Raw genomic sequence first — 20,651 nt, 5'->3', positions numbered from 1 at the left:
ATTTCCAAAACGCGTCACTTGCTCAGACGCTCCGGCAGGCCGTTGGCCCAGGCGGAAATCGTACCCGCCCCAAGGCAGACAACCATATCACCCGGACGGGCCTGTTCGCGGACCAGACGCTCCAGGTCTTCTTCGCTCAGGATTGCACGGGCATGGCGGTGGCCATGGCGGATCAAACCCGCCACCAGATCATCGCGTCCAGCGCCTTCGATCGGGGCTTCGCCAGCAGCAAAGACCTCGGCAATGGCGACCACATCGGCCTCGTTGAAGCAGGCACAGAAATCATCAAACAGGTTCGACAGGCGGGAATAGCGGTGTGGCTGGTGCACGGCGATCACGCGCCCTTCGCTAGCCTGACGCGCGGCTTTCAGCACGGCTGCAATCTCCACCGGGTGGTGGCCGTAGTCATCAATGATCGTGACGCCACCCACTTCACCAACTTTGGTGAAGCGGCGGTTGACGCCGCCGAATTTGGCAAGGGCTTCGCGTATTTCCTCGGACCGCATACCCAGATGACGCGCAACAGCCACCGCAGACAGCGCGTTGGACACATTGTGGTCCCCCGGCATCGGCAGGGTGCAGCCTTCGATCAGCTTGTCTTCGCCCTGAAGCTGGATGTCGAAATGGGCCACACCACCCTTGTAGGTCAGGTTCACCGCGCGCACATCGGCCTGGGCATTGAACCCATAGGTCACCACCCGGCGGTCTTCGATCCGACCAACAAGTGCCTGCACCTCGGGGTGATCGGTGCAACACACCGCAATCCCGTAGAAGGGGATGTTGGACACGAAATCATAAAACCCCTGGCGCAGGTTTTCGATCGAACCCCAGTGCTCCATATGTTCAGGATCAATATTGGTCACAATCGCAATGGTTGCGGGCAGCCGGTTAAAGGTACCGTCGCTCTCGTCGGCTTCGACCACCATCCATTCGCCCTGCCCCATGCGCGCGTTCGAACCATAGGCATGGATGATGCCGCCGTTCACAACGGTCGGGTCGAATTTGCCGTGCACCATCAGCTCGGCCATCATGGTGGTGGTGGTGGTTTTGCCGTGCGTCCCTGCAATCGCAATATTGGATTTCAGGCGCATCAGTTCGGCCAGCATCTCGGCGCGGCGGACAACCGGCAGCCCCTTGAGGCGCGCCTCATCCAGTTCCGGATTGCCCGGTTTGATCGCAGAAGAGATCACCACAACCTCGGCATCTTCAAGGTTTTCCGCGCGCTGCCCTTCAAAAATCGTTGCACCCAGCTTTTCCAACCGCTGGGTGATCTTGGAGGATTTCAGATCCGAGCCCTGCACCACATAGCCAAGGTTCAACAGCACTTCGGCAATGCCGGACATGCCAATGCCGCCAATGCCGACAAAATGGATCGGGCCGACGTCACCGGGGAGCTTTGTGGCTGGGGTCATGTGTCTCTTCTTCCTCTTTCCGGATGGTCAGCTGTTGCCTGCAAGGTCTTCGACCAGCGCGACCAGACGGTCAGTCGCATCTGGGATCCCGACGGACAAGGCCGCATTCGCCATTTGGGTCGCGCCCTGAGGGTTGCTCAGGACCATGTGGATTTGCTCTGTTAGCGCTGCCGCGTCAAGGGCGCTTTCCGGGATCAGAATTGCCGCGCCCGCATCGACCAACCCGCGCGCATTGGCGGTCTGGTGGTCCCCAGCCGCCGCCGCAAAGGGGATCAAGATCGACGGGCGGCCAATCACCGCAATATCGGCGACAGATGACGCGCCGGACCGCGAAATCACCAGCTGTGCCTCAGATGCGCGGGTGGGCACGTCGTCAAAGAAGGGTTTCACATCAGCAGCGATCCCATGCGCGTCGTAAAAGTCGCGCACGCGCGCCTCGTCTTCGCCGCGCGCCTGATGGGCAATCCGCAGGTTGCGGCGCATGTGATCGGGAAGCCCTGCAATGGCCGCGGGCACCACATCCGACAGAATACGCGCACCCTGGCTGCCGCCGATCACAAGGATCGACATCGGATAGTCACCGGGCGGAATATAAGCCGCGCCTGCGCGTTCCAGAACGCTGGCGCGCACCGGGTTGCCCACATGTGCGGTTTCTGTCCCTTCGGGCAGGTCGGTTGGCCAGACCCCGCAGGCCACGCCGGCGACCCGGCGCGCAAACAGCTTGTTGACCTTGCCCAGAACCCCGTTTTGTTCGTGGATCATGCGCGGCAGCCCCAAAAGCGTCGCCGCCCCCAGCGCCGGGATCGACGGGTAGCCGCCAAAACCCACCACCACATCGGGGCGATCCTTGCGCATCTGCATCGCCATAGAGGCAACCCCCGCCGCGATTTTTGGCCCCACCAGCGCCTTGGCCAGCAGACCGCCACGGGCAAAGGTTGCCGAAGGCACTTGGGTGATTTCCGTCATATGCGGGTAGCCACCGGTATAACGCGCGCCACGCGCATCGGTCGACAGCTTCACCCGCCAGCCCTTGCGCAGCATGGCTTCGGCCAGGGCCTGAGCCGGGAACATATGGCCACCGGTCCCGCCTGCAGCCATCAGGAGGAGTTTCTGTTTCATCACGTTGGCCTTTCTTATCCGCGCCCCAGCCTCAGCCTCTGCCGCGACCGCGAAGGTAGTCTGCGATCTCGCCCTGAGGCCGCGAGCGGGTAAAGGCCAGAAGCATGCCCACCGCAATACCGCCTGCAATCAGAGACGAGCCGCCATAGCTGATAAATGGCAGTGTCATGCCTTTGGCAGGCAGCAGCCGCACCGCAACTCCCATGTTCACCATCGCCTGCACGCCAAACACACAGGCCAGACCGGTGCCCGCGAGACGGATGAACATGTCGCGCTCTTTCATCAGACGGAACAGAGAACAGACCACAATGCCGCCATAGAGGAACAGGATCACACTCACGAGGATCAGACCGTATTCTTCGGCGGCAACCGCAATAATGAAATCGGTATGCGCATCGGGCAGCGACCATTTCACCTGGCCCTCGCCCACGCCAACCCCAAACAGACCGCCTTCGCGGATTGCATTGGTGGCATAGCCAAGCTGGGTTGTCGGATCGAGATCGGGGTTCAGGAACCCATCAATCCGGCGCGCAAAGTGTTCAGAGCTGGAATAGGCCAGCACACCGCCGACAACGATCACGGAGGCAATGCCAACGAGCAGCAGCATGGGCGCGCCCGCCACGAAATACATCACCCCCCAGCCAAACAGGATCAGGCAGGTCTGGCCAAAGTCAGGTTGGATCACCAGAAAGGTGCTGACCAGAATACAAAGGCAGAAAGAAATCAGCGTGCCCGGCGGACCATAAATCTGGCGGCTTGCCGCCATCAGCCAGGCCGAGACAACGATAAATCCGGGCTTCAGAAACTCGGACGGTTGCACAGAGGCAAAGCCAAGCGAATACCAGCGCACCGCGCCCTTGCCGAAATCCGTGCCCAGGACCGGCAGCAGCATCACCGCAACCAGCGAACAGATAAACCCAACCACAGCCAGACGTCGCACCAGTTTCGGCGACATCATCGAGGTCAGAACCATCGCCACAAGCGCTGCGCCGCCAAAAATCAGCTGGCGTTGAACATAGTGGAAGTTGTCGAACCCATTGCGCGCAGCCAGCGGCACAGAGGCCGCAAGCCCCAGCAAAAGGCCAATGACAAAAAGCGCCACAATGAAAGAGAGCGTCCACTTGTCCAGCGTCCGCCACCATTTGGGAAGGATCGGCTCCCCCTCTTGCGCGGGAAGCGCGCCATAGACCATTTCAGTCATGGTAAATCTGCCGTTTCTGCCTCTTGTTCGACCGTTTTGACGGCCTTTTTGGTCCCGTTCGCGGGATATTGCCAAAAGCCTAACGCGAAAGCAGTGGTCAAGCCAGCCTCTTCTTGGGGCGACGCGCCGCTTGGGCGGCTTTTCGCGGAGGTTTGCGGCACAGGCACTTGACGCTTGCATTGACCGTCACGATTGAGCAAAGCCGCGCCCCGCCCTTGCGCCGCTGGCGGTTCCGTGATGGATGCAAACCATGCAGAACGATCCGATGATTCTTGACACGCTTATCCTTGGCGCCGGCGCCGCTGGCCTGATGTGTGCGGCCCACGCGGGCCCCGGCACGCTGGTGGTGGACCACGCCAAATCTCCGGGTGAAAAGATCCGCATCTCGGGCGGGGGGCGCTGCAATTTTACCAATATGTATGCCGGGCCAGACAACTACCTGTCGGCCAATCCACATTTCTGCAAATCTGCCATGGCGCGCTATAGCCAGTGGGATTTCATTGCGCTTGTCGACAAGCACCGCATTGCCTGGCACGAAAAAACGCTGGGCCAATTGTTCTGCGATGGATCGGCAAAACAGATCGTGGCCATGCTGGTGGAAGAGCTAAAAGCCGCAGGCGCGGATCTATGGGTGCAGACCTCCGTCGAGGCCGTATCGCGCGAGGGCGACGGCTTCCATGTGCGCCTGAAACGCGATGGCACCCCGGTTACAGTGCACTGCCGCAATCTGGTGCTGGCCACCGGCGGCAAGTCGATTCCCAAAATGGGCGCAACCGGTCTGGCCTATGATCTTGCACATCAGTTCGATCTGCCGGTCACTGACACGCGGCCCGCCCTTGTGCCCTTCACCTTCTCGGATGCGCGGTTCAAGGATCTGTCGGGCGTCGCCCTGCCCGCGCGCCTGTCCAATGCCCGCAAGAGCTTTGATGAGGCCTTGCTGTTCACCCATCGCGGCCTGTCTGGCCCGTCGGTGTTACAACTGTCGAGCTACTGGCGCGAAGGCGAGAGCGTTTCGGCCAATCTGATCCCCGAAATGGATCTCTTTGGCGCGCTGCGCGATCAACGTCAGAAAGGCGGCGGCAAGGATCTGAAGACCGAGCTCGCCCGCCATCTGCCCGCGCGACTGGTGGATCACATCACCCCGCTTTGGGGGCTGAAAGGGCGTTTGGCGGATCAATCCGATACGGCCCTACAGGCGCTTTGTGAAAAATTGTCAGCCTGGGAGCTGACCCCATCAGGCACCGAAGGGTATCGCACCGCCGAGGTGACGCTGGGCGGGATTGATACCGAAGCGCTGTCGTCCAAGGACATGCAGGCAAAATCTGTGCCCGGGCTTTTTGCGATTGGTGAGGCCGTGGATGTGACCGGCTGGTTGGGCGGGTTCAATTTCCAATGGGCCTGGGCCTCTGGTCATGCGGCCGGCAAGGCAATTGCCGCGCAAAAATCTTGAATGACCGGGGGCGAGGGGACGAGGGGCCAGCCCCTCTTGGCCTTACGGCCAATTCACCCCGGAGTATTTTGGGCCAAAAGAAGATTAAGCGCCCGACTTTGCGTTTAGCTGTTTCTCTACCTGCGCGATGAAGTCTTCGCCGCGTTTTTCAAAGCTGTCGTATTGATCAAAGCTCGCCGCGGCGGGGGCCAGAAGCACCGTATCGCCTGCCTCGGCCTCTGCCGCTGCCTTGGCAACCGCGCGCTCCATTGTGGTGCAGACTTCGGCCTCCACATCCAGCTGCATGGCGAACTGCGCCGCCTCGCGGCCAATGACATAAGCCTTGGTCACATTGCCTGCAGCCCCTTTCAGCCCATCAAGCCCGCCGTCCTTTTCCAGCCCGCCGCAAATCCAGCGGATCTTTTTGAAAGCACCAAGCGCCTTGGCGGCGCTGTCAACATTCGTGGCTTTGCTGTCGTTCACATAGCGAACACCCTTGGCGTCGCCGATTATCTGGCTGCGATGGGGGAGACCCGGATAGGTTTCCAGCGCCCCTTCGATCAGACGGGGCGCAAGGCCCAGACAGCGCGCCGCCGCATAAGCGGCACAGGCGTTTTGATGGTTATGTGCGCCCGGTAGGCCGGTGAATGCCCGCAGATCGATCGACGCGGCCTGTTTGCCCTTGCGGTATTCCGACAGGAAGCCCTTGCGGGCAAAGACGTTCCAGCCTGCGCCGGTCAGCTTGCGAGTGTTCGACAGACGAATGACCCGGTCATCGCCGTTGCCTTCGCTGAGTTGCCCCGCGAGATACAGGCCTTCCTCTTCGTCAATTCCGATGATCGCGCGATCCGGGCCGCCTTCGGCGAACAGTCGACGTTTGGCGGCGAAATAACCACCCATACCAGCATGGCGGTCCAGATGGTCCGGCGACAGGTTGGTAAAGACCGCAATGTCCGGGGTCAGTGCCCGGGCCAGATCGGTCTGATAGGACGACAGCTCCAGCACAACAATGCCGCCGTCACCGGGGGGATCAATGTCGAGAACCCCACGACCAATATTGCCGGCCAGCTGGCTTTCTCGGCCTGCGCTTTCCAGAATGTGCTGCAGCAGCGCAACCGTGGTTGATTTCCCGTTCGACCCCGTGACCGCAATGATGCGCGGGGGCTGTTCGTAATTGTCCCATTGAGGCGTGGCAACGGAGCGGAAGAACAGGCCAATGTCATTGTCCACCGGCACGCCTGCCTCAAGCGCCGCACGCACCACCGGGTTCGGTTTTGGGTATAAATGGGGGATACCGGGCGAGACGATCAGCGCGGCTACCCCTTCAAACGCCCCCTGTTTGGACAGATCACGGCAGGTGAACCCTTCGCTCTCTGCCGTTTCGCGTGCGGCGGGGTTGTCATCCCAGCAGATCGGGTTTGCCCCGCCTGCTGACAGCGCCCGCGCCGCCACAAGGCCCGATCGACCAAGTCCCAGCACTGCTACGTTTGCGCCTTTGTAACCTCTGACCGGGATCATTGCCTCGCCTCCGCCTTTTGATTGCCGCCTACCCTGTACAGGGCAGGTACAGAAATGCAAGCGGCCCGGCGTTTAGGCCGGGCCGATGTATCAAGAGGTATCTGCGGAGAGGCGCGTTAGCGGACCTTTAGGGTCGCCAGACCGATCATCGCAAGAATGAGCGAGATAATCCAAAAGCGGATCACAATGGTCGGCTCTGCCCAGCCCTTTTTCTCATAGTGGTGGTGGATCGGCGCCATCAGAAACACGCGGCGCCCCGTGCGTTTGAAGTACAGGACTTGAATAATCACCGACAGCGCCTCGACCACGAACAGACCGCCGACAATGGCCAGAACCAGCTCGTGTTTGGTGGCCACTGCAATTGCACCCAGAGCACCGCCGAGGGCCAGCGACCCGGTATCGCCCATAAACACAGCCGCAGGCGGGGCGTTGTACCACAGGAACCCCAGACCACCGCCAAAGAGGGCCGCGGTAAAGATCAAAATTTCACCGGTGCCGGGCACGTAGTGCACGTCCAGGTATTCTGAAAAGTCCACGCGGCCAACGGCATAGGCAATAATGCCCAAGGTGCCCGCCGCGATCATCACCGGCATAATGGCAAGCCCATCCAGACCATCCGTCAGGTTCACCGCATTGGCTGACCCGACGATCACAATGATGGAGAAGGGAATATAGAACAGGCCAAGGTTCAGCAGAACGTCTTTGAACACCGGCAATGCCAGTTGGTTCTGCAGGGCGTCGGGGTGGTGCCAGCTGGCCCAGACCGCAGCCGCTGCCGCAATCGCCACGCCCAGCGCCAGGCGCACTTTGCCCGGCACGCCCGCAGTGTTCTGTTTTGAGACCTTGGCGTAGTCATCGACAAAGCCGATCAGCGCGAAGGCCAGCGTGACGAACATCACCATCCAGACAAAAGGGTTGTCCCAGCGTGCCCACAGAAGTGTCGCGGTCAAAAGCGCACCGACGATCAGCAAGCCCCCCATGGTTGGGGTGCCCGCTTTGACAAAATGACCTTCCGGGCCGTCATCGCGGATCGGCTGCCCTTTTCCCTGCTTTTTGCGCAGCACATTGATCAGCGGCTTGCCAAAGACAAAGCCAAAAATCAGCGCGGTCAAAAACGCGCCGCCTGCGCGAAAGGTGATGTAGCGGAAGAGGTTGAAAAAATCCCCCCCATCCGACAGTGCGGTCAACCAGTAAAGCATCTCAGACGGTCCCTCGTCTTTTTAAGCGTCTTATTTTGTTCCGGTCAGATGCCGGTTTTTAGCTGCAATCCAACAGGCGTGCCGGAAGATCAGCTGCCTTGGCCCATTTCCCGCAGCGCGTCAACCACGCGCACCAGCTGCATGTAGTTCGACCCTTTGACCAGCAGGATATCGCCGGCAGCCAGTTCATGGGTCAAGGCCTCCGCAGCGTCGGTGCTGGTTTCAAACCATTTTCCCGCATGCCCCTGTGGCAAGGCCGCATGCAGGTTCTGCATCAAAGGCCCCACGGAATAAACCGCATCCACATGTGTCATGGCGTCACCAGTGGCCAGCCCGGCGTGCAGTGCTGCCGCGTCTTCGCCCAGCTCCCCCATATCGCCCAGACAGGCAATCCGCCGCCCTTGCGCAGGGCTTGCGGCCAGAACGGCCAAGGCCGCAGCGACCGAGGTCGGGTTTGCATTGTAGCTGTCGTCCAAAACCGTGATCGTCCCCCCATCGACGGCAACAGACAGGCGCGCCCCGCGCCCTTTGACCGGCGACCAGCGCGAAAGGCTTTGAATGGCCAGATCAATGTCCGCTCCCAATGCTTCGACCGCAGCCAATGCACCCAGGGCATTCATCGCGAAATGCGTCCCCAGAGATTGGATCGAGAGGGTTTTCGACACACCCGCGCAGGTTGCCTCGGCGCGGGTTTCTTCCCCGGTCAGCGTGACAGCTCCCAAATGGTAATCCTGCGACGTGGTGCCGAACCAGCGGGTTATTGCCCCCATGCGATCCGCTTCTTCCGCGAGAACCGGGGTTTCGGCCAAATCAGCGTTCAGGACGGCCACGCCACCGGGTTCCAGCCCTTCCATAATCGCAGCCTTTTCGCGGGCAATTCCGGCCACATCCTCAAACGCCTCGAGGTGCACAGCCGCAACTGTGGTCACCATCGCCACATGTGGGCGGGCCTGGCGGGCCAAAGGCGCGATTTCGCCGGGGTGGTTCATGCCCACCTCGATCACTGCGAATTCGGTATCCTGCGGCATCCGCGCCAGTGTCAGCGGTACGCCCCAGTGGTTGTTATAGCTGGCCACTGCCGCATGGGTGCGGCCCTGATCGCCCAACATGCAGGCCAGCATTTCCTTGGTCGAGGTTTTTCCGACAGAACCCGTGACCGCAACAACCTTGGCGTCCGTGCGCGCACGGCCCGCCGCACCAAGCGCTTCAAGCCCGGTTTGTACGTCATCCACAATCAGCAGCGGCGCATCGTCTGCCACGCCCTCGGGAATGCGCGACACCAGCGCCGCACCCGCCCCTTTCTCCAACGCCTGCGCCACGAAATCATGGCCATCGCGTGCCGCTTTCAGCGCAACAAACAGATCTCCCTGCGCGATGGTACGAGTGTCGATCGATATGCCGTTCACAGACCAGTCGCCCTGCGCACGTCCACCGGTTGCTGCTTCGGCCTCTTTCGCTGTCCAAAGTGTCATACCAGTTTCCCGTCCAAAGCGGCGACAGCCATGCTGGCTTGCTCTACATCATCAAAGGGCAGCACATCGTCGCCGACGATCTGCCCGGTTTCATGACCCTTGCCACAGATCAGCAAAGCGTCGCCGGGGCCAAGCAGATCTACACCGCGCAGGATCGCCTCGGCTCGGTCACCAACTTCGACTGCGTCGGGCGCACCGCCTTTGACCTCCGCGCGGATGGCGGCTGGGTCTTCGCTGCGTGGGTTGTCATCGGTGACGATCACCACATCCGCGTGCTCATGAGCCGCCTGCCCCATCAACGGGCGTTTGGTGCGGTCACGGTCACCCCCGGCGCCGACAATCGCCACCAATCGCCCCATCACATGTGGGCGCAGGGCTTTGATCGCGGTCGCAACCGCATCCGGCGTATGCGCATAGTCCACAAAGACTGTGGCGCCATTGTCGCGGGTCGCGGCCAATTCCATCCGGCCCCGGACAGTGCCCAGATGCGGCAGGGTTTCAAAGACGCGCTCGGGGTCCTCGCCGCTGGCGATTGCCAGACCGGCAGCAACCAGAACGTTTTCCGCCTGGAATCCACCGATCAGATTGAGGCGCGCCTGAAACGGGCGGTCATGCCAGTTGAAACGGATATCCTGCCCGCTGGCGTCGACCCGCACGCCCACAAGGCTTAGGTCACCAAGACCGCGCCCGACGGCAAGGATCTCTTGGCCGCGTGCCGCAGCAATCGCGCGCATTTCGGTGCCACGCGGGTCGTTCATATTGATCACCGCGACGGCCTCTTCCGGCAGCACCCGGCGGAACAGCCCTGCCTTGGCGGCAAAATAGGCGTCGAAGGTTTCGTGGTAGTCCAGATGGTCCTGCGTAAAGTTGGTAAAACCAGCGGCCACCAGCTGCACCGCATCCAGACGGCGTTGGTCCAGCCCATGAGAAGAGGCCTCCATCGCGACATGGGTCACGCCCGCCTCGGCCGCCGCAGCAAGGGCGCTGTGCAGGGTTACGGGTTCTGGCGTGGTATGGGCCAGCGGATGGCTCCAAGCGCCTTCAACGCCGGTGGTGCCAAGGTTCACCGCCTCATAGCCAAGTTCGGTCCAGATCTGACGCAGGAAAGTGGCAACGGATGTTTTGCCATTGGTGCCTGTGACGGCGGCAATCACGGGAGGCTGCGCGCCAAACCAAAGGGCAGCTGCACCGGCCAAGGCCTGACGCGGATCTTCGGCCACGACCAATGCGGCACCTGCATCCACAACAGCTTCGCCTGCGATCTCTGCCCCCTTCTGGTCGGTCAGGACCGCTGCGGCACCGGCCTCCAGCACTTGCTGCACATAGTCTGCCCCATGCGCATGCACACCGGGCAGCGCCGCAAACAGGAACCCGCGCCCGACCTCGCGACTGTCCACAGCAACGCCACGGATCATCGGGTCTGCACCGCCCCGGGCCGTAAGGCCAAGCTGGCTGAGCGGAAGGTTGATGTTTTTGACCATGGGATCCTCGCCTCGTCAGTTCGAGGTGAGGGTTACACTACTCTGGGCAGCAGGTTCAATGTGCGGACGCAAACCAAGAAGCGGCGCGATGCGTTTGACCATCTCAGCCGCCACAGGGGCCGCTGTCCAACCGGCGGTGCGGCGCTTTTCCCCATGCGCAAGGATTTCAGGCTCATCCAGTGTCACCACCAGCACATAGCGCGGATTATGCACTGGGAAGACGCTGGCAAACGTCGCAATGACCTTGTCGTCATAATAGCCACCACGGGGTTTGGGCTTGTCTGCGGTGCCGGTTTTGCCTCCAACGGAATATCCAGGCACCTCGGCAAAAGAAGCCGTGCCTTCGCTCACCACCTTGCGCAGCATGGTCAGGCTGTCTTCGGCCACGCGTGTGCTCATCACCCGGCCCTGCAATTGCGGGCCGTTTTGTTTGAGGATGGTTGGCGCCACGTAATACCCACCATTGGCCAACGTCGCATAGCCTGCCGCCAGATGCATCGGCGTGGTCGAAATACCGTGCCCATAAGAAATCGTCATTGCAGAGAGTTCGGACCAGTTCGGCGGCAACAGGGGCTTACCACCCTTGGCTTCGACAATCTCAAACGGGGTGGGCTCCAGCATACCCAGACGATCAAGGAAGCCTTTCTGACGCTCTACCCCGATCTGCTGCGCCAGACGTGCGGTGCCGATGTTCGACGATTTCACGATGATCTTGGTGACCGACAATTCTTTGCCGTAGTTATGAAAATCCCGGATTTTATGGCGTCCCCAACGCAGTGGACCACGGATGTCGACGATGGTTTCAGGCCCGACCAGACCCAGCTCCATCGCTTGAGCCGTCGCAAAGATCTTGAACGTCGAGCCGAGCTCATAAACGCCCTGAACCGCGCGGTTAAACAGCGGGCTCTCTGAAGGATCAAAGCCCGAGGTCGGCGGGCGCGGGCGCTCATTGGGATCAAAGTCCGGCAAAGACACAACCGAAATGACCTCGCCCGTGAAGGCATCCATCAGGATCGAGGTCGCGCCCTTGGCGTTCATCAGCTTCATGCCGCCCGCCAGAACCTGTTCAGAAGCATCCTGCACCGACAGATCAAGAGACAGGGCCAGCGGCTTGCCGCCATTGGCCGGATCGCGCAGGTAGTCGTCGAATTGCTTTTCCACGCCTGCAACGCCGATCACCTCGGCTGCGCTGACACCCTCTTTGCCAAAAGACGCCCCGCCCAGCACATGGGCCGCCAGCTTCCCGTTCGGATAGAGGCGCATTTCGCGCGGGCCGAACATCAGGCCCGGATCGCCAATATCATGCACGGCCTGCATCTGTTCGGGGCTGATTTTCTTCTTAATCCACAGGAACTTGCGCTTTCCGGTGAAGTCTTTGACCAGACGTTCGCGGTCCAGATCCGGGAAAATCTCAATCAGCTTGTCCGCCACGACAAGCGGTTCGATCATCTGCGGCGGCTGCGCATAAAGCGAGTGGGTTTCAAAATTGGTCGCCAGAATACGGCCCTCGCGGTCGACAATGTCGGCCCGCTGATTGGCAATGCCACTGCCCGCATAATAAGACGTCGGCTCGGCCGGTTCAGAGGTCGCCATGACCGCCATGCGCCCGCCGATGGCAAGATAGGCACATACAAAAAAGCCCGCCATAACCAGCAGGCGACCCTGCGCCTGATTGCGCGCCTTGCCTTCCATGTCCCGATGTCGCTGCGCGAGGTTCTCGCGTTCGATCAGATCGGGGTTTTCGCCCCGGGCTCGGGCCTGCAGGACGCGGGCCAGCGGACGCAGGGGCGTGCGGATCATTCGCGCTCTCCTCCATTGAGCGAGGAGACCATTACCCCGTCTTCAATGACCAATTCCTCGAGCACAGGATAGGCCACCTGATCAACGGCCCCAAACTGATCGGGCCGCAGCGGCAACAAACCCAGCCGGGCAAAGTTCAGCTCTGCCAATTCGCGCAGACGATTGGGGCGGTTCAGATAGGCCCATTCGGCCTTCAGCATATTCAGCCGCACCTGGGCTTCTGCAATCTCAACCCGCAGCTTGCGGGTTTCTTTCAGGGCCTGCTGCGTGGCGTAGTTTTCCTGATAGGCCCAAAAGGCCAGAGCAAAAACCGCAAGCACAGTAAAGAGATAAGCAAGCGTGCGCATCAGCGGGTCTCCTTCAGCTGCGGCATGCCGAGTTCCTTGCCAGAGATCGGAGCGGGCGCGGCATCGGTGCGACGACCGACGCGCAGGCGGGCAGACCGGGACCGCGGATTCTGCGCCAGCTCGTCATCATCGGGACCAACTGCCTTGCGGGTGACCAGTTCAAACTGCGCTGGCTGTTCGTCCAGTTCAGGCGCCCAACGGTTGGCCCGGCCGGTTTTGCCCGCCCGGTGCTGGAAGAACCGTTTCACCATACGATCCTCAACGGAATGGAAGGTCACAACCGCCAGCAGACCACCGGGCTTCAGCGCGCGTTCAGCGGCCAGCAGCCCTTCGTAGAGTTCTTCGTATTCGGCGTTCACGGCAATCCGCAGCGCCTGAAAGGTACGGGTCGCAGGATGCGACTGGTTCGGCTTGGGGCGCGGCAGGCAGCTTGCAACGATTTCGGCCAGTTGCAGGGTCGTGGTGATCGGCGCCACGGCGCGTTCTCTCACGATAGCCTTGGCGATGCGGCGGCTGGCGCGTTCTTCGCCGAAATTGAAAATAATGTCTGCCAGCTGCACTTCGGTCAGCTCTGCCACCAGATCCGCCGCCGAGGGCCCATCCTGCGACATACGCATGTCCAGCGGGCCTTCTTTCATAAACGAAAAGCCGCGTTCTGCCAGATCCAGCTGCATGGAAGAAACCCCAAGGTCCAGCACCACACCGTCAAGGTCCGACGCATATTCATCCATGCGGGAAAAGACGCCTGCCTGCAGGGTGATGCGACCGGCGAAGTCATCGATCCAAGGTTTGGCCAGATCAAAGGCCAGCGGGTCGCGGTCCACACCGGTCACGTGATCCGCACCCGCCGCCAGCAATCCACGGGTATAGCCCCCTGCCCCAAAGGTGCCGTCCAGCCAACGACCAGACACAGGGGCCACGGCCTCCAGCAGCGGCTTCAGCAGAACTGGGATATGGGGACCGGAGGAAGCAGCGTTGCGGTCCGTCATGTCTTATAGGCCTCCAGTGCCATCCAAAAGTTCCAGCGGGTCCATTCCCTCGGGCAGTTCCTCAAGGAGCTTCTCGGCCTCGGCGGCCTCAACCTCATTAAAGGTGTCCGGGTTCCAGATCTGGAAGGTGTCACCGGCTGCGATGAAGAAAGCTTCCCCATCCAGGCCGATCTTTTTGCGCAGCTTCGCGGGAAGCACAAGGCGGCCCGTCTCATCGACCGTGGTCGGCAAAGATTGGCCGTTGAACATACGCTCGAGCACTTTACGCGCCATAGAGCCACGGGGCAGGTTCGCAATCTTTGCGTCCACTTCCTCGATGGCTTCCATTGTATAGCATTCAAGATACTGACGGCGGGCATCGCCATAGACGATCACAAGCTCGGGGTTATCCCCATGCTGCCAGTTCGGATCCGAGGCCTCCAGCACACGCCGAAAAGAGGCTGGGATAGACACCCGCCCCTTCGTATCGACCTTGTGCTGGCTTTCGCCTCTGAACCTGCGGCCCAATTCTCTGCCGTCCTCTTTCTCACACGTCCCGACCCCAACTCCCAAAAGAGGGGCCTTAAAACTAAAAGGGGCGGGCTGATCCGCTGCCACTGATCAACCCACCGCCTTGCCCGCTGAGCGGGGTGTCCGACTGCGCGCGCCACCTGGGGGGATGTCTGCTCGCCCGCGCGCCGGATCTCTTGTTGATGAAATCGAAGGCCTGTATGAAACCTGCTTTATTATTTGGTTAGGGTCGTTTGTTGCCCTTGCTCTTCGTCCTCATCGGATGAGTAAGGGATACTATGGGAAAGTATGGCCCCGCAACATGTTTTTGCCGGATTCGCGAGGATTCGGGGTGCCAAGACTCGCAGATTCGCGCCGATTCTATGCTCACCAACCGGTTCTGACACAATGGATAGACAAGCTTTGACCGCCACACACCACATATATGAAGTGTTTGCAGCCCAAAGTTTTTTCCCTTAGTTTCCCGCGATTCTCTCTGAGATCAGCTCGCGCCCCACCATGTTCCCATATTGTTCCGTCGGCGAGCCCCAAATAGCCCCCACAAAGTGATTCGTTTTTTGGGAAAACCCTCCGCGCACCACAGCTGACACGCTGGCCCCATGATTTCCCACAGCGCCCATAAATTCCCGTCCCATGCTTTCCCACAGCCCCCACGCATTCCCACGGGGTGCCGTTTCAGCATGAAAAATGGCGCCCCCTGCTGCGGGAACGCCATCAAAACCCATATCGGGAACAGGTTAGGGGTGCCTTAGGCCATGCCGCCCGCGACAAGCCCCTCAGCGATACGGGCATAAGCCTGAGCCATAGGCCCCTCCCCGGCTGCAATCGGGGTGCCTGCGTCCCCGGCCAAGCGGGTTTCCAGATCAATCGGCAAGGTGCCCAGCAGCGGAACCCCCATCTCTTTGGCTTCATCCGCAACGCCGCCATTGCCAAAGATCTCGTGACTGCTGCCGCAATCCGGGCAAGTGAAGAAGGACATATTCTCAATCAAGCCCAGCACCGGCGTTTTCATGGTCTCGAACATATCCAATGCCTTGCGCGCATCGATCAGCGCCACATCCTGCGGGGTCGAGACAACAATCACACCGTCCATCTCTGCTTTGGTGCAAAGTGTCAGTTGCACATCACCGGTCCCCGGTGGCAAGTCGATCAGCAGCACATCCAGCTCGCCCCAGTTCACCTGGCCCAGCATCTGCTGCATCGCCCCCATCAACATGGGCCCACGCCACACCACAGCCTTGCGTTCTTCAACCATCAGGCCAATCGACATCAACGTGACCCCATGGGCCGTAAGAGGTTCGATGATTTTGCCATCCGGGCTGCCCGGCCGCCCAGAGGCCCCCATCATGCGCGGCTGGCTGGGCCCATAAATGTCCGCATCCAGCAAACCGACCTTGCGGCCCTGTTTTGCCAGAGCCACGGCAAGGTTGGCACTGACCGTAGACTTTCCGACGCCGCCCTTGCCGGACCCGATCGCAATAATCTTTTTCACACCCGCCGGGCGCAGGGGCTCCGCTTGCGGTTTGGGATGACCTCCCACTTTCAGGCTTGGGGCTTTCGGCGCGCCTGCATGGGCGGTCAGCGCAACTGAAACACTCTCTACGCCCGGCAAGGCCTGAACCGAGGCCTCCGCCGCCTTGCGCAGGGGTTCCATAAGTTTTGCAATCTCTGGCGTCGGCGCCTCAATGACAAAGCGCACCTGCCCACCTTCGACCTGCAACGCCCGCAGCATATCGCGCGACACCAACGTCCCGCCATCCGGCAGCGCCAGGCGCTCCAGAGCCTCGCGAATCTGTTCCGCAGTAACGGCCATTTCAATTCTCCTTCATGTTGCGGGCGATATAGGCCGTGAGTCGCCCTACCCCAAGCCCATCCGCTACACCGACGGCGGGATTTCCCACAAAAAACACACCGCAAAATCACTCTGCGCCCACCGAGGGGGCAAGTGGCACGTCAGACCGGCGCGAAATTAAGCAACTCCGGTTTTTCCCTCGAGGAACGTATGCACTTGCTGCATAGCAGAAATGACCAACCACCGGATTGTGCAAACGCAGCAATAGCGTATTTTAATTCTCAAGGACGCCAAGACGGCGCCGGGTGCGGATCGCACCACCAAGATGACGAATGAGTAAGACGCGATATGACTGCTGTTGACCAGATCCAAGTTTTGAAATCGAACGCCACAGGCGCTGGTTTCCTTCAGGCTCTGAAAGACAAATGGGTCCGCTACAGCGTCTACCGCAAAACCCTGAACGAGCTTTCCGAGCTCTCGGGTCGCGACCTCGCTGATCTTGGCCTGAACCGATCCAACCTGCGCTCTGCTGCTTATGCAGCCGCCTACGGCGACCAATGACATAGAACAACGGGTTCAGGTCCCTTCTCCTCCTCCCTTGGGACCTGTGCTTCGCGGTGACATCTTCCTCCTCCCTGATGTCACCGCACCTTATTCCGGCGAAAGCCGGGCCGAGACGCACCGGAGCTCCTCCTCCCTTTTTCCGGTGCTAGTCAGAACGGCGGTGCCTCTCCTCCTCCCTGGCACCGCCGTTTTCTGTTTTGGAGCCCTCATTTAACATCCACGCGCCGCGCCGACCGATCCACATAGCGTTGAAGCGAGCGGCAAAAGGCAGCGGGGGCGCGGATCCATAGGATCCGCGCCCCCGCTGCCCCCGGTCGGATTGCGCAGCAATCCGACACCTCTCAGGTTGTCTCTCTCAGGTTGCCGCTCTCAGGTTGCCTCCTGCCTAGAACGGCACATCATCGCTGGCGGTGACAAAGCGTGACACAACTTTCTTGATCCCCGCCTTCTCAAAATCCACTTCCAACTTATCGCCCTCGATCCCCACAATCGCGCCATAGCCGAACTTCTGGTGGAACACCCGCTCGCCCAGCGTAAACGACGACACCGCAGTCACGTCGATGGTCTGATGGCGGCTTTCCTTCGGCTGGCTTAGGCCGCGCTGACTGGACCGGGACTGCAACCGCTTCCAGCCGGGCGAATTATAGCCATCCGCCTTGGACATCCGCTCCTCGATCGATGACCGCCCATAGCTGTCGGCCGCATCTCCAAAGCCGCCATAAGCAGACTGCGCCGACGCCCCATAACCACCAGAGCCCGTCAGCACCTCAACATGCTCCTCCGGAAGCTCATCAATAAACCGCGACGGCAGCTGCGATTGCCACTGGCCAAACACCCGCCGATTGCCTGCAAAAGAAATGGTACAGACCTCTTCGGCGCGGGTGATGCCGACATAGGCCAGTCGCCGTTCTTCCTCGAGTCCCTTGAGGCCGCTCTCATCCATGGATCGCTGCGACGGGAACAACCCATCCTCCCAGCCCGGCAGGAACACCGCCGGAAACTCCAACCCCTTGGCGGCGTGCAGCGTCATGATCGACACTTTTTCTTCGGCGTCCTGCTTGTCATTGTCCATCACCAGGCTGACATGTTCGAGGAAACCTTGCAGGTTCTCAAAATTCTCGAGCGCCTTCACCAGTTCCTTGAGGTTTTCAAGACGGCCCGGGCTGTCCGGGTTTTTGTCGTTCTGCCACATGGTGGTATAGCCGCTTTCATCAAGGATGATCTCGGCCAGTTCCATATGGCTGATATCGGGCTCGCCCAGCGGCAGCTCTACCGCCTCATTGTCCAGAACCTCGTCATTTTCGACCACAACACGGGCGGGCTGGGTCATCTTGCGCCAGCGCGCCAGATCCTCGACCAGCTTGCGCAGGGCGCTGCCCCCTTTGCCCTTGATCATCCCATCACGCACCGCAATTGCTGCGCCTTCGACCAACGAAACACCATTGGCCCGCGCCACGGTTTGAATCGTCTGCTGCGCCTTGTCACCAAGGCCGCGTTTGGGGGTGTTCACAATGCGCTCAAACGCCAGATCATCCTCGGGCGAGACCACCAGCCGGAAATAGGCCATGGCATCGCGGATCTCCAACCGCTCGTAAAAACGTGGCCCACCAATGACGCGATAGGGCATGCCGATGGTCAGGAACCGGTCCTCAAACGCGCGCATCTGATGGGAGGCGCGCACAAGAATTGCCATTTCGTTCAGGCCAATCGGGCGCATCCCACGGGTGCCGCGCTGCATGGCGTCGATTTCTTCACCGACCCAGCGCGCCTCTTCCTCGCCGTCCCAGTGACCGATCAGGCGCACCTTCTCGCCGCCCTCGGCCGCGGTCCACAGTTCTTTGCCCAAACGGCCTTCATTGCCACGGATCACACCAGAGGCGGCAGAGAGGATATGTTCGGTCGACCGGTAATTCTGCTCAAGACGCACCACTTTCGCACCGGGAAAGTCCTTCTCGAACCGCAGGATGTTCCCCACCTCGGCCCCGCGCCAGCCATAGATCGACTGATCGTCATCCCCGACACAGCAGATATTCTTATGCCCGCCCGCCAACAGCCGCAGCCACAGATATTGGGCGATATTGGTGTCTTGATATTCGTCCACCATCACATAGCGGAACCAGCGGTGGTATTGCGCCAGCAGGTCGGGGTTGTCCTGAAAGATGGTGACCATATGCAAAAGCAGGTCGCCAAAATCGACAGCGTTCAGTTCCCGCAGGCGGGTCTGATACTGCGCATAGAAATCAATGCCGCGCCCGTTATAGGCCGTGGCGTCGCCCGCAGGCACTTTGCCCGGCACCAAGGCGCGGTTTTTCCAGTCATCAATAATATTCGCCAGCATCCGCGCGGGCCAGCGTTTGTCGTCAACGCCTGCCGCCTGAACCAGCTGCTTGAGCAGACGGATCTGATCATCGGTGTCGAGAATGGTGAAATTGGTCTTCAGCCCCACCAGTTCCGCATGGCGGCGCAGCAGTTTCACACAGATCGAGTGAAACGTGCCCAGCCATGGCATGCCTTCGGCCGGCTGGCCCAGCATACCGCCCACGCGTTCTTTCATCTCGCGCGCGGCTTTGTTGGTGAAGGTGACCGCCAAAATCTCATTGGTGCGGGCGCGGCCCGTGCTCAGCAAATGCACAATGCGCGTGGTCAGTGCCTTGGTTTTGCCGGTGCCTGCGCCTGCAAGCATCAGGACGGGGCCGTCCAAACATTCCACCGCCTCACGTTGGGCGTCGTTCAGACCATCCATATAAGGTTTCGGCCGCGCCGCCATGGCCCGGGAAGAAAGCGATGCGCCCTCAAAGGCGTCCATTTCGTCAAAGCTGCTCATGGCGGTCATCCTAGCCTGTTTCACATCAGGCGGAAAGGGAATGTTCACACTCCGTTCCCAGCCCAGCGGCGGGCAGCCAAAACCTGCCCAGTCCCCGCGACAAAGCGCATTGGCGTTGGTTTTGCAAGATCACAGGGAGCCCTCTGAAACAGCAAAACGCGGTCTCTATATAAAGAGACCGCGTTTACATCCCCTCCCGATAGGGGGCTTGGGCATTTTTGCCCTTATGCGGCGCAGAGCACGGCAAAGCTGGCGAGGAAATCGCGAACCGCTTTGCGTACGGATGGAACAGAGCCGCGCTCTTTGGAGTTCGAGGGCATCAAGGCTGCCAGCGGCAGGACGTTTTCATTGCCCAAAAGCGGCAGCGCCTGCGGTGCCTCATGGACGACGCTAAAGCGATCAAAGGCGCGCTCATTGATTTCGGCCATTTCGATCACTTTGAAATTCGCATGGCGCGGATCGTGCTGGATGCGCTCGCAGACTTTGCGGATCCGGCTTTCTTCACCTTCAAGCACGTGCAGGAACTTGCCCTGATGCATGACCAGCAGACCCGACAGGCCCGCGCGGCGGTTGTTCCGATGGCATGCGCCTGCAATATCCGCCAGCTGCTGTGCGCTGAGCGGGGCTGCTGCGGTGCTGGTGTAGATGAAACGATGCATGGCATGGCCTCCGGCTAAATGAATGATGGGATCGTTTTGCAGTTGTTTGCGGCTTCTGCGCGGACGCTGTTTTGTCCGGGAGCTGATCCCTTCGGCGTTGATTCAAATTTAACTGAAAACCGTTGGAAGGGGTGAACTATCCTAAAGAGTGGTTAACGCGCCATCCGTATTGGGGTCAGAACTTGGCGTATAATTGGCGCCATCTAGCGGACAAATTGCGTCACTTACTTCCCGCTACGAAAAGCTTCCCTTCGCACGCGCAGAATGTTAGCGTTACCAAAATTTGAAAAGCGGCAATTCCTGTCGTTTTCGAAGGTAAACCACGTCGATAACGG

At 60.3% G+C, this 20,651-nt stretch carries 16 protein-coding genes; 2 read left to right on the top strand and 14 right to left on the bottom strand.

All coding sequences use genetic code 11. The annotated features are described in order from the left end of the window. Window positions 1-14: 14 nt before the first annotated feature. Genes murC through ftsW form a run of 3 tightly spaced genes read right to left on the bottom strand, consistent with a single transcriptional unit; the run spans window position 15 to window position 3,732 of the window. Window positions 15-1,412, bottom strand: a complete 1,398-nt coding sequence (gene murC / locus TRM7557_RS13960) for a UDP-N-acetylmuramate--L-alanine ligase (protein WP_058290840.1) — start codon at window positions 1,410-1,412, stop codon at window positions 15-17. Window positions 1,413-1,439: 27 nt separating this feature from the next. Further along, complete coding sequence (locus TRM7557_RS13955; protein WP_058290839.1) at window positions 1,440-2,531, bottom strand: UDP-N-acetylglucosamine--N-acetylmuramyl-(pentapeptide) pyrophosphoryl-undecaprenol N-acetylglucosamine transferase; 1,092 nt, start codon at window positions 2,529-2,531, stop codon at window positions 1,440-1,442. Window positions 2,532-2,562: 31 nt separating this feature from the next. Continuing rightward, on the bottom strand, window positions 2,563-3,732 hold the full coding sequence (ftsW, locus tag TRM7557_RS13950; protein WP_058290838.1) for a putative lipid II flippase FtsW: 1,170 nt from the start codon (window positions 3,730-3,732) through the stop codon (window positions 2,563-2,565). Between the two features lie 265 nt (window positions 3,733-3,997). Here ftsW and TRM7557_RS13945 point away from each other — a divergent pair, with 265 nt between their 5' ends. Next, a complete protein-coding gene (locus TRM7557_RS13945; protein ID WP_058290837.1) occupies window positions 3,998-5,182 on the top strand; it encodes a BaiN/RdsA family NAD(P)/FAD-dependent oxidoreductase in 1,185 nt (394 codons plus the stop codon). 84 nt (window positions 5,183-5,266) lie between these two features. Here TRM7557_RS13945 and murD read toward each other — a convergent pair whose 3' ends face one another. The 9 genes from murD to TRM7557_RS13895 all read right to left on the bottom strand — a co-directional run bounded on the left by murD (window position 5,267) and on the right by TRM7557_RS13895 (window position 16,290). After that, the gene (murD, locus tag TRM7557_RS13940) at window positions 5,267-6,679 is read right to left on the bottom strand and encodes a UDP-N-acetylmuramoyl-L-alanine--D-glutamate ligase (RefSeq protein WP_058290836.1); all 1,413 of its coding nucleotides are present in this window, start codon (window positions 6,677-6,679) and stop codon (window positions 5,267-5,269) included. A gap of 116 nt (window positions 6,680-6,795) precedes the next feature. Continuing rightward, window positions 6,796-7,878, bottom strand: coding sequence for a phospho-N-acetylmuramoyl-pentapeptide-transferase (gene mraY / locus TRM7557_RS13935; RefSeq protein ID WP_058290835.1), 1,083 nt, complete (start codon window positions 7,876-7,878; stop codon window positions 6,796-6,798). A gap of 89 nt (window positions 7,879-7,967) precedes the next feature. Further along, window positions 7,968-9,350 (bottom strand): UDP-N-acetylmuramoyl-tripeptide--D-alanyl-D-alanine ligase, encoded by a 1,383-nt coding sequence (locus tag TRM7557_RS13930; protein ID WP_058290834.1) that lies wholly within the window; start codon window positions 9,348-9,350, stop codon window positions 7,968-7,970. Then, window positions 9,347-10,831: a UDP-N-acetylmuramoyl-L-alanyl-D-glutamate--2,6-diaminopimelate ligase gene (locus tag TRM7557_RS13925; protein ID WP_058290833.1), complete on the bottom strand. Its 1,485-nt coding sequence runs from the start codon at window positions 10,829-10,831 to the stop codon at window positions 9,347-9,349. Before TRM7557_RS13925 ends, TRM7557_RS13930 begins: the two co-directional genes overlap by 4 nt. 15 nt (window positions 10,832-10,846) lie before the next feature. Further along, window positions 10,847-12,631, bottom strand: coding sequence for a peptidoglycan D,D-transpeptidase FtsI family protein (locus tag TRM7557_RS13920; protein WP_058290832.1), 1,785 nt, complete (start codon window positions 12,629-12,631; stop codon window positions 10,847-10,849). After that, window positions 12,628-12,978, bottom strand: a complete 351-nt coding sequence (gene ftsL / locus TRM7557_RS13915) for a cell division protein FtsL (protein WP_058290831.1) — start codon at window positions 12,976-12,978, stop codon at window positions 12,628-12,630. The genes TRM7557_RS13920 and ftsL overlap by 4 nt, the downstream gene beginning before the upstream one ends. Then, complete coding sequence (gene rsmH, locus TRM7557_RS13910) at window positions 12,978-13,967, bottom strand: 16S rRNA (cytosine(1402)-N(4))-methyltransferase RsmH (RefSeq protein ID WP_058290830.1); 990 nt, start codon at window positions 13,965-13,967, stop codon at window positions 12,978-12,980. The genes ftsL and rsmH overlap by 1 nt, the downstream gene beginning before the upstream one ends. 3 nt (window positions 13,968-13,970) lie before the next feature. Next, window positions 13,971-14,474, bottom strand: a complete 504-nt coding sequence (gene mraZ, locus TRM7557_RS13905; RefSeq protein ID WP_207382661.1) for a division/cell wall cluster transcriptional repressor MraZ — start codon at window positions 14,472-14,474, stop codon at window positions 13,971-13,973. 751 nt (window positions 14,475-15,225) lie between these two features. Then, complete coding sequence (locus tag TRM7557_RS13895) at window positions 15,226-16,290, bottom strand: Mrp/NBP35 family ATP-binding protein (protein WP_058290827.1); 1,065 nt, start codon at window positions 16,288-16,290, stop codon at window positions 15,226-15,228. 327 nt (window positions 16,291-16,617) lie between these two features. Between TRM7557_RS13895 and TRM7557_RS13890 the strand changes: the two genes are divergently transcribed. After that, window positions 16,618-16,830 (top strand): DUF1127 domain-containing protein, encoded by a 213-nt coding sequence (locus tag TRM7557_RS13890; protein WP_058290826.1) that lies wholly within the window; start codon window positions 16,618-16,620, stop codon window positions 16,828-16,830. A gap of 388 nt (window positions 16,831-17,218) precedes the next feature. On the opposite strand, the gene TRM7557_RS13885 is transcribed toward TRM7557_RS13890, so the two are convergent. Further along, on the bottom strand, window positions 17,219-19,657 hold the full coding sequence (locus TRM7557_RS13885; RefSeq protein WP_058291054.1) for an ATP-dependent helicase: 2,439 nt from the start codon (window positions 19,655-19,657) through the stop codon (window positions 17,219-17,221). A gap of 224 nt (window positions 19,658-19,881) precedes the next feature. Beyond that, window positions 19,882-20,316, bottom strand: coding sequence for a BLUF domain-containing protein (locus TRM7557_RS13880; RefSeq protein WP_058290825.1), 435 nt, complete (start codon window positions 20,314-20,316; stop codon window positions 19,882-19,884). Between the last annotated feature and the right edge of the window lie 335 nt (window positions 20,317-20,651).

It is taken from the genome of Tritonibacter multivorans, assembly GCF_001458415.1.
GTDB lineage: Bacteria > Pseudomonadota > Alphaproteobacteria > Rhodobacterales > Rhodobacteraceae > Epibacterium > Epibacterium multivorans.
This window is presented reverse-complemented; position numbering and strand designations above follow the sequence as displayed.

Bases quoted from the DNA above. Each gene is read 5' to 3' on its own strand.
- murC (WP_058290840.1), bottom strand. From the start codon at position 1,412: ATGACCCCAGCCACAAAGCTCCCCGGTGACGTCGGCCCGATCCATTTT.
- TRM7557_RS13955 (WP_058290839.1), bottom strand. From the start codon at position 2,531: ATGAAACAGAAACTCCTCCTGATGGCTGCAGGCGGGACCGGTGGCCAT.
- ftsW (WP_058290838.1), bottom strand. From the start codon at position 3,732: ATGACTGAAATGGTCTATGGCGCGCTTCCCGCGCAAGAGGGGGAGCCG.
- TRM7557_RS13945 (WP_058290837.1), top strand. From the start codon at position 3,998: ATGATTCTTGACACGCTTATCCTTGGCGCCGGCGCCGCTGGCCTGATG.
- murD (WP_058290836.1), bottom strand. From the start codon at position 6,679: ATGATCCCGGTCAGAGGTTACAAAGGCGCAAACGTAGCAGTGCTGGGA.
- mraY (WP_058290835.1), bottom strand. From the start codon at position 7,878: ATGCTTTACTGGTTGACCGCACTGTCGGATGGGGGGGATTTTTTCAAC.
- TRM7557_RS13930 (WP_058290834.1), bottom strand. From the start codon at position 9,350: ATGACACTTTGGACAGCGAAAGAGGCCGAAGCAGCAACCGGTGGACGT.
- TRM7557_RS13925 (WP_058290833.1), bottom strand. From the start codon at position 10,831: ATGGTCAAAAACATCAACCTTCCGCTCAGCCAGCTTGGCCTTACGGCC.
- TRM7557_RS13920 (WP_058290832.1), bottom strand. From the start codon at position 12,631: ATGATCCGCACGCCCCTGCGTCCGCTGGCCCGCGTCCTGCAGGCCCGA.
- ftsL (WP_058290831.1), bottom strand. From the start codon at position 12,978: ATGCGCACGCTTGCTTATCTCTTTACTGTGCTTGCGGTTTTTGCTCTG.
- rsmH (WP_058290830.1), bottom strand. From the start codon at position 13,967: ATGACGGACCGCAACGCTGCTTCCTCCGGTCCCCATATCCCAGTTCTG.
- TRM7557_RS13895 (WP_058290827.1), bottom strand. From the start codon at position 16,290: ATGGCCGTTACTGCGGAACAGATTCGCGAGGCTCTGGAGCGCCTGGCG.
- TRM7557_RS13890 (WP_058290826.1), top strand. From the start codon at position 16,618: ATGACTGCTGTTGACCAGATCCAAGTTTTGAAATCGAACGCCACAGGC.
- TRM7557_RS13885 (WP_058291054.1), bottom strand. From the start codon at position 19,657: ATGAGCAGCTTTGACGAAATGGACGCCTTTGAGGGCGCATCGCTTTCT.
- TRM7557_RS13880 (WP_058290825.1), bottom strand. From the start codon at position 20,316: ATGCATCGTTTCATCTACACCAGCACCGCAGCAGCCCCGCTCAGCGCA.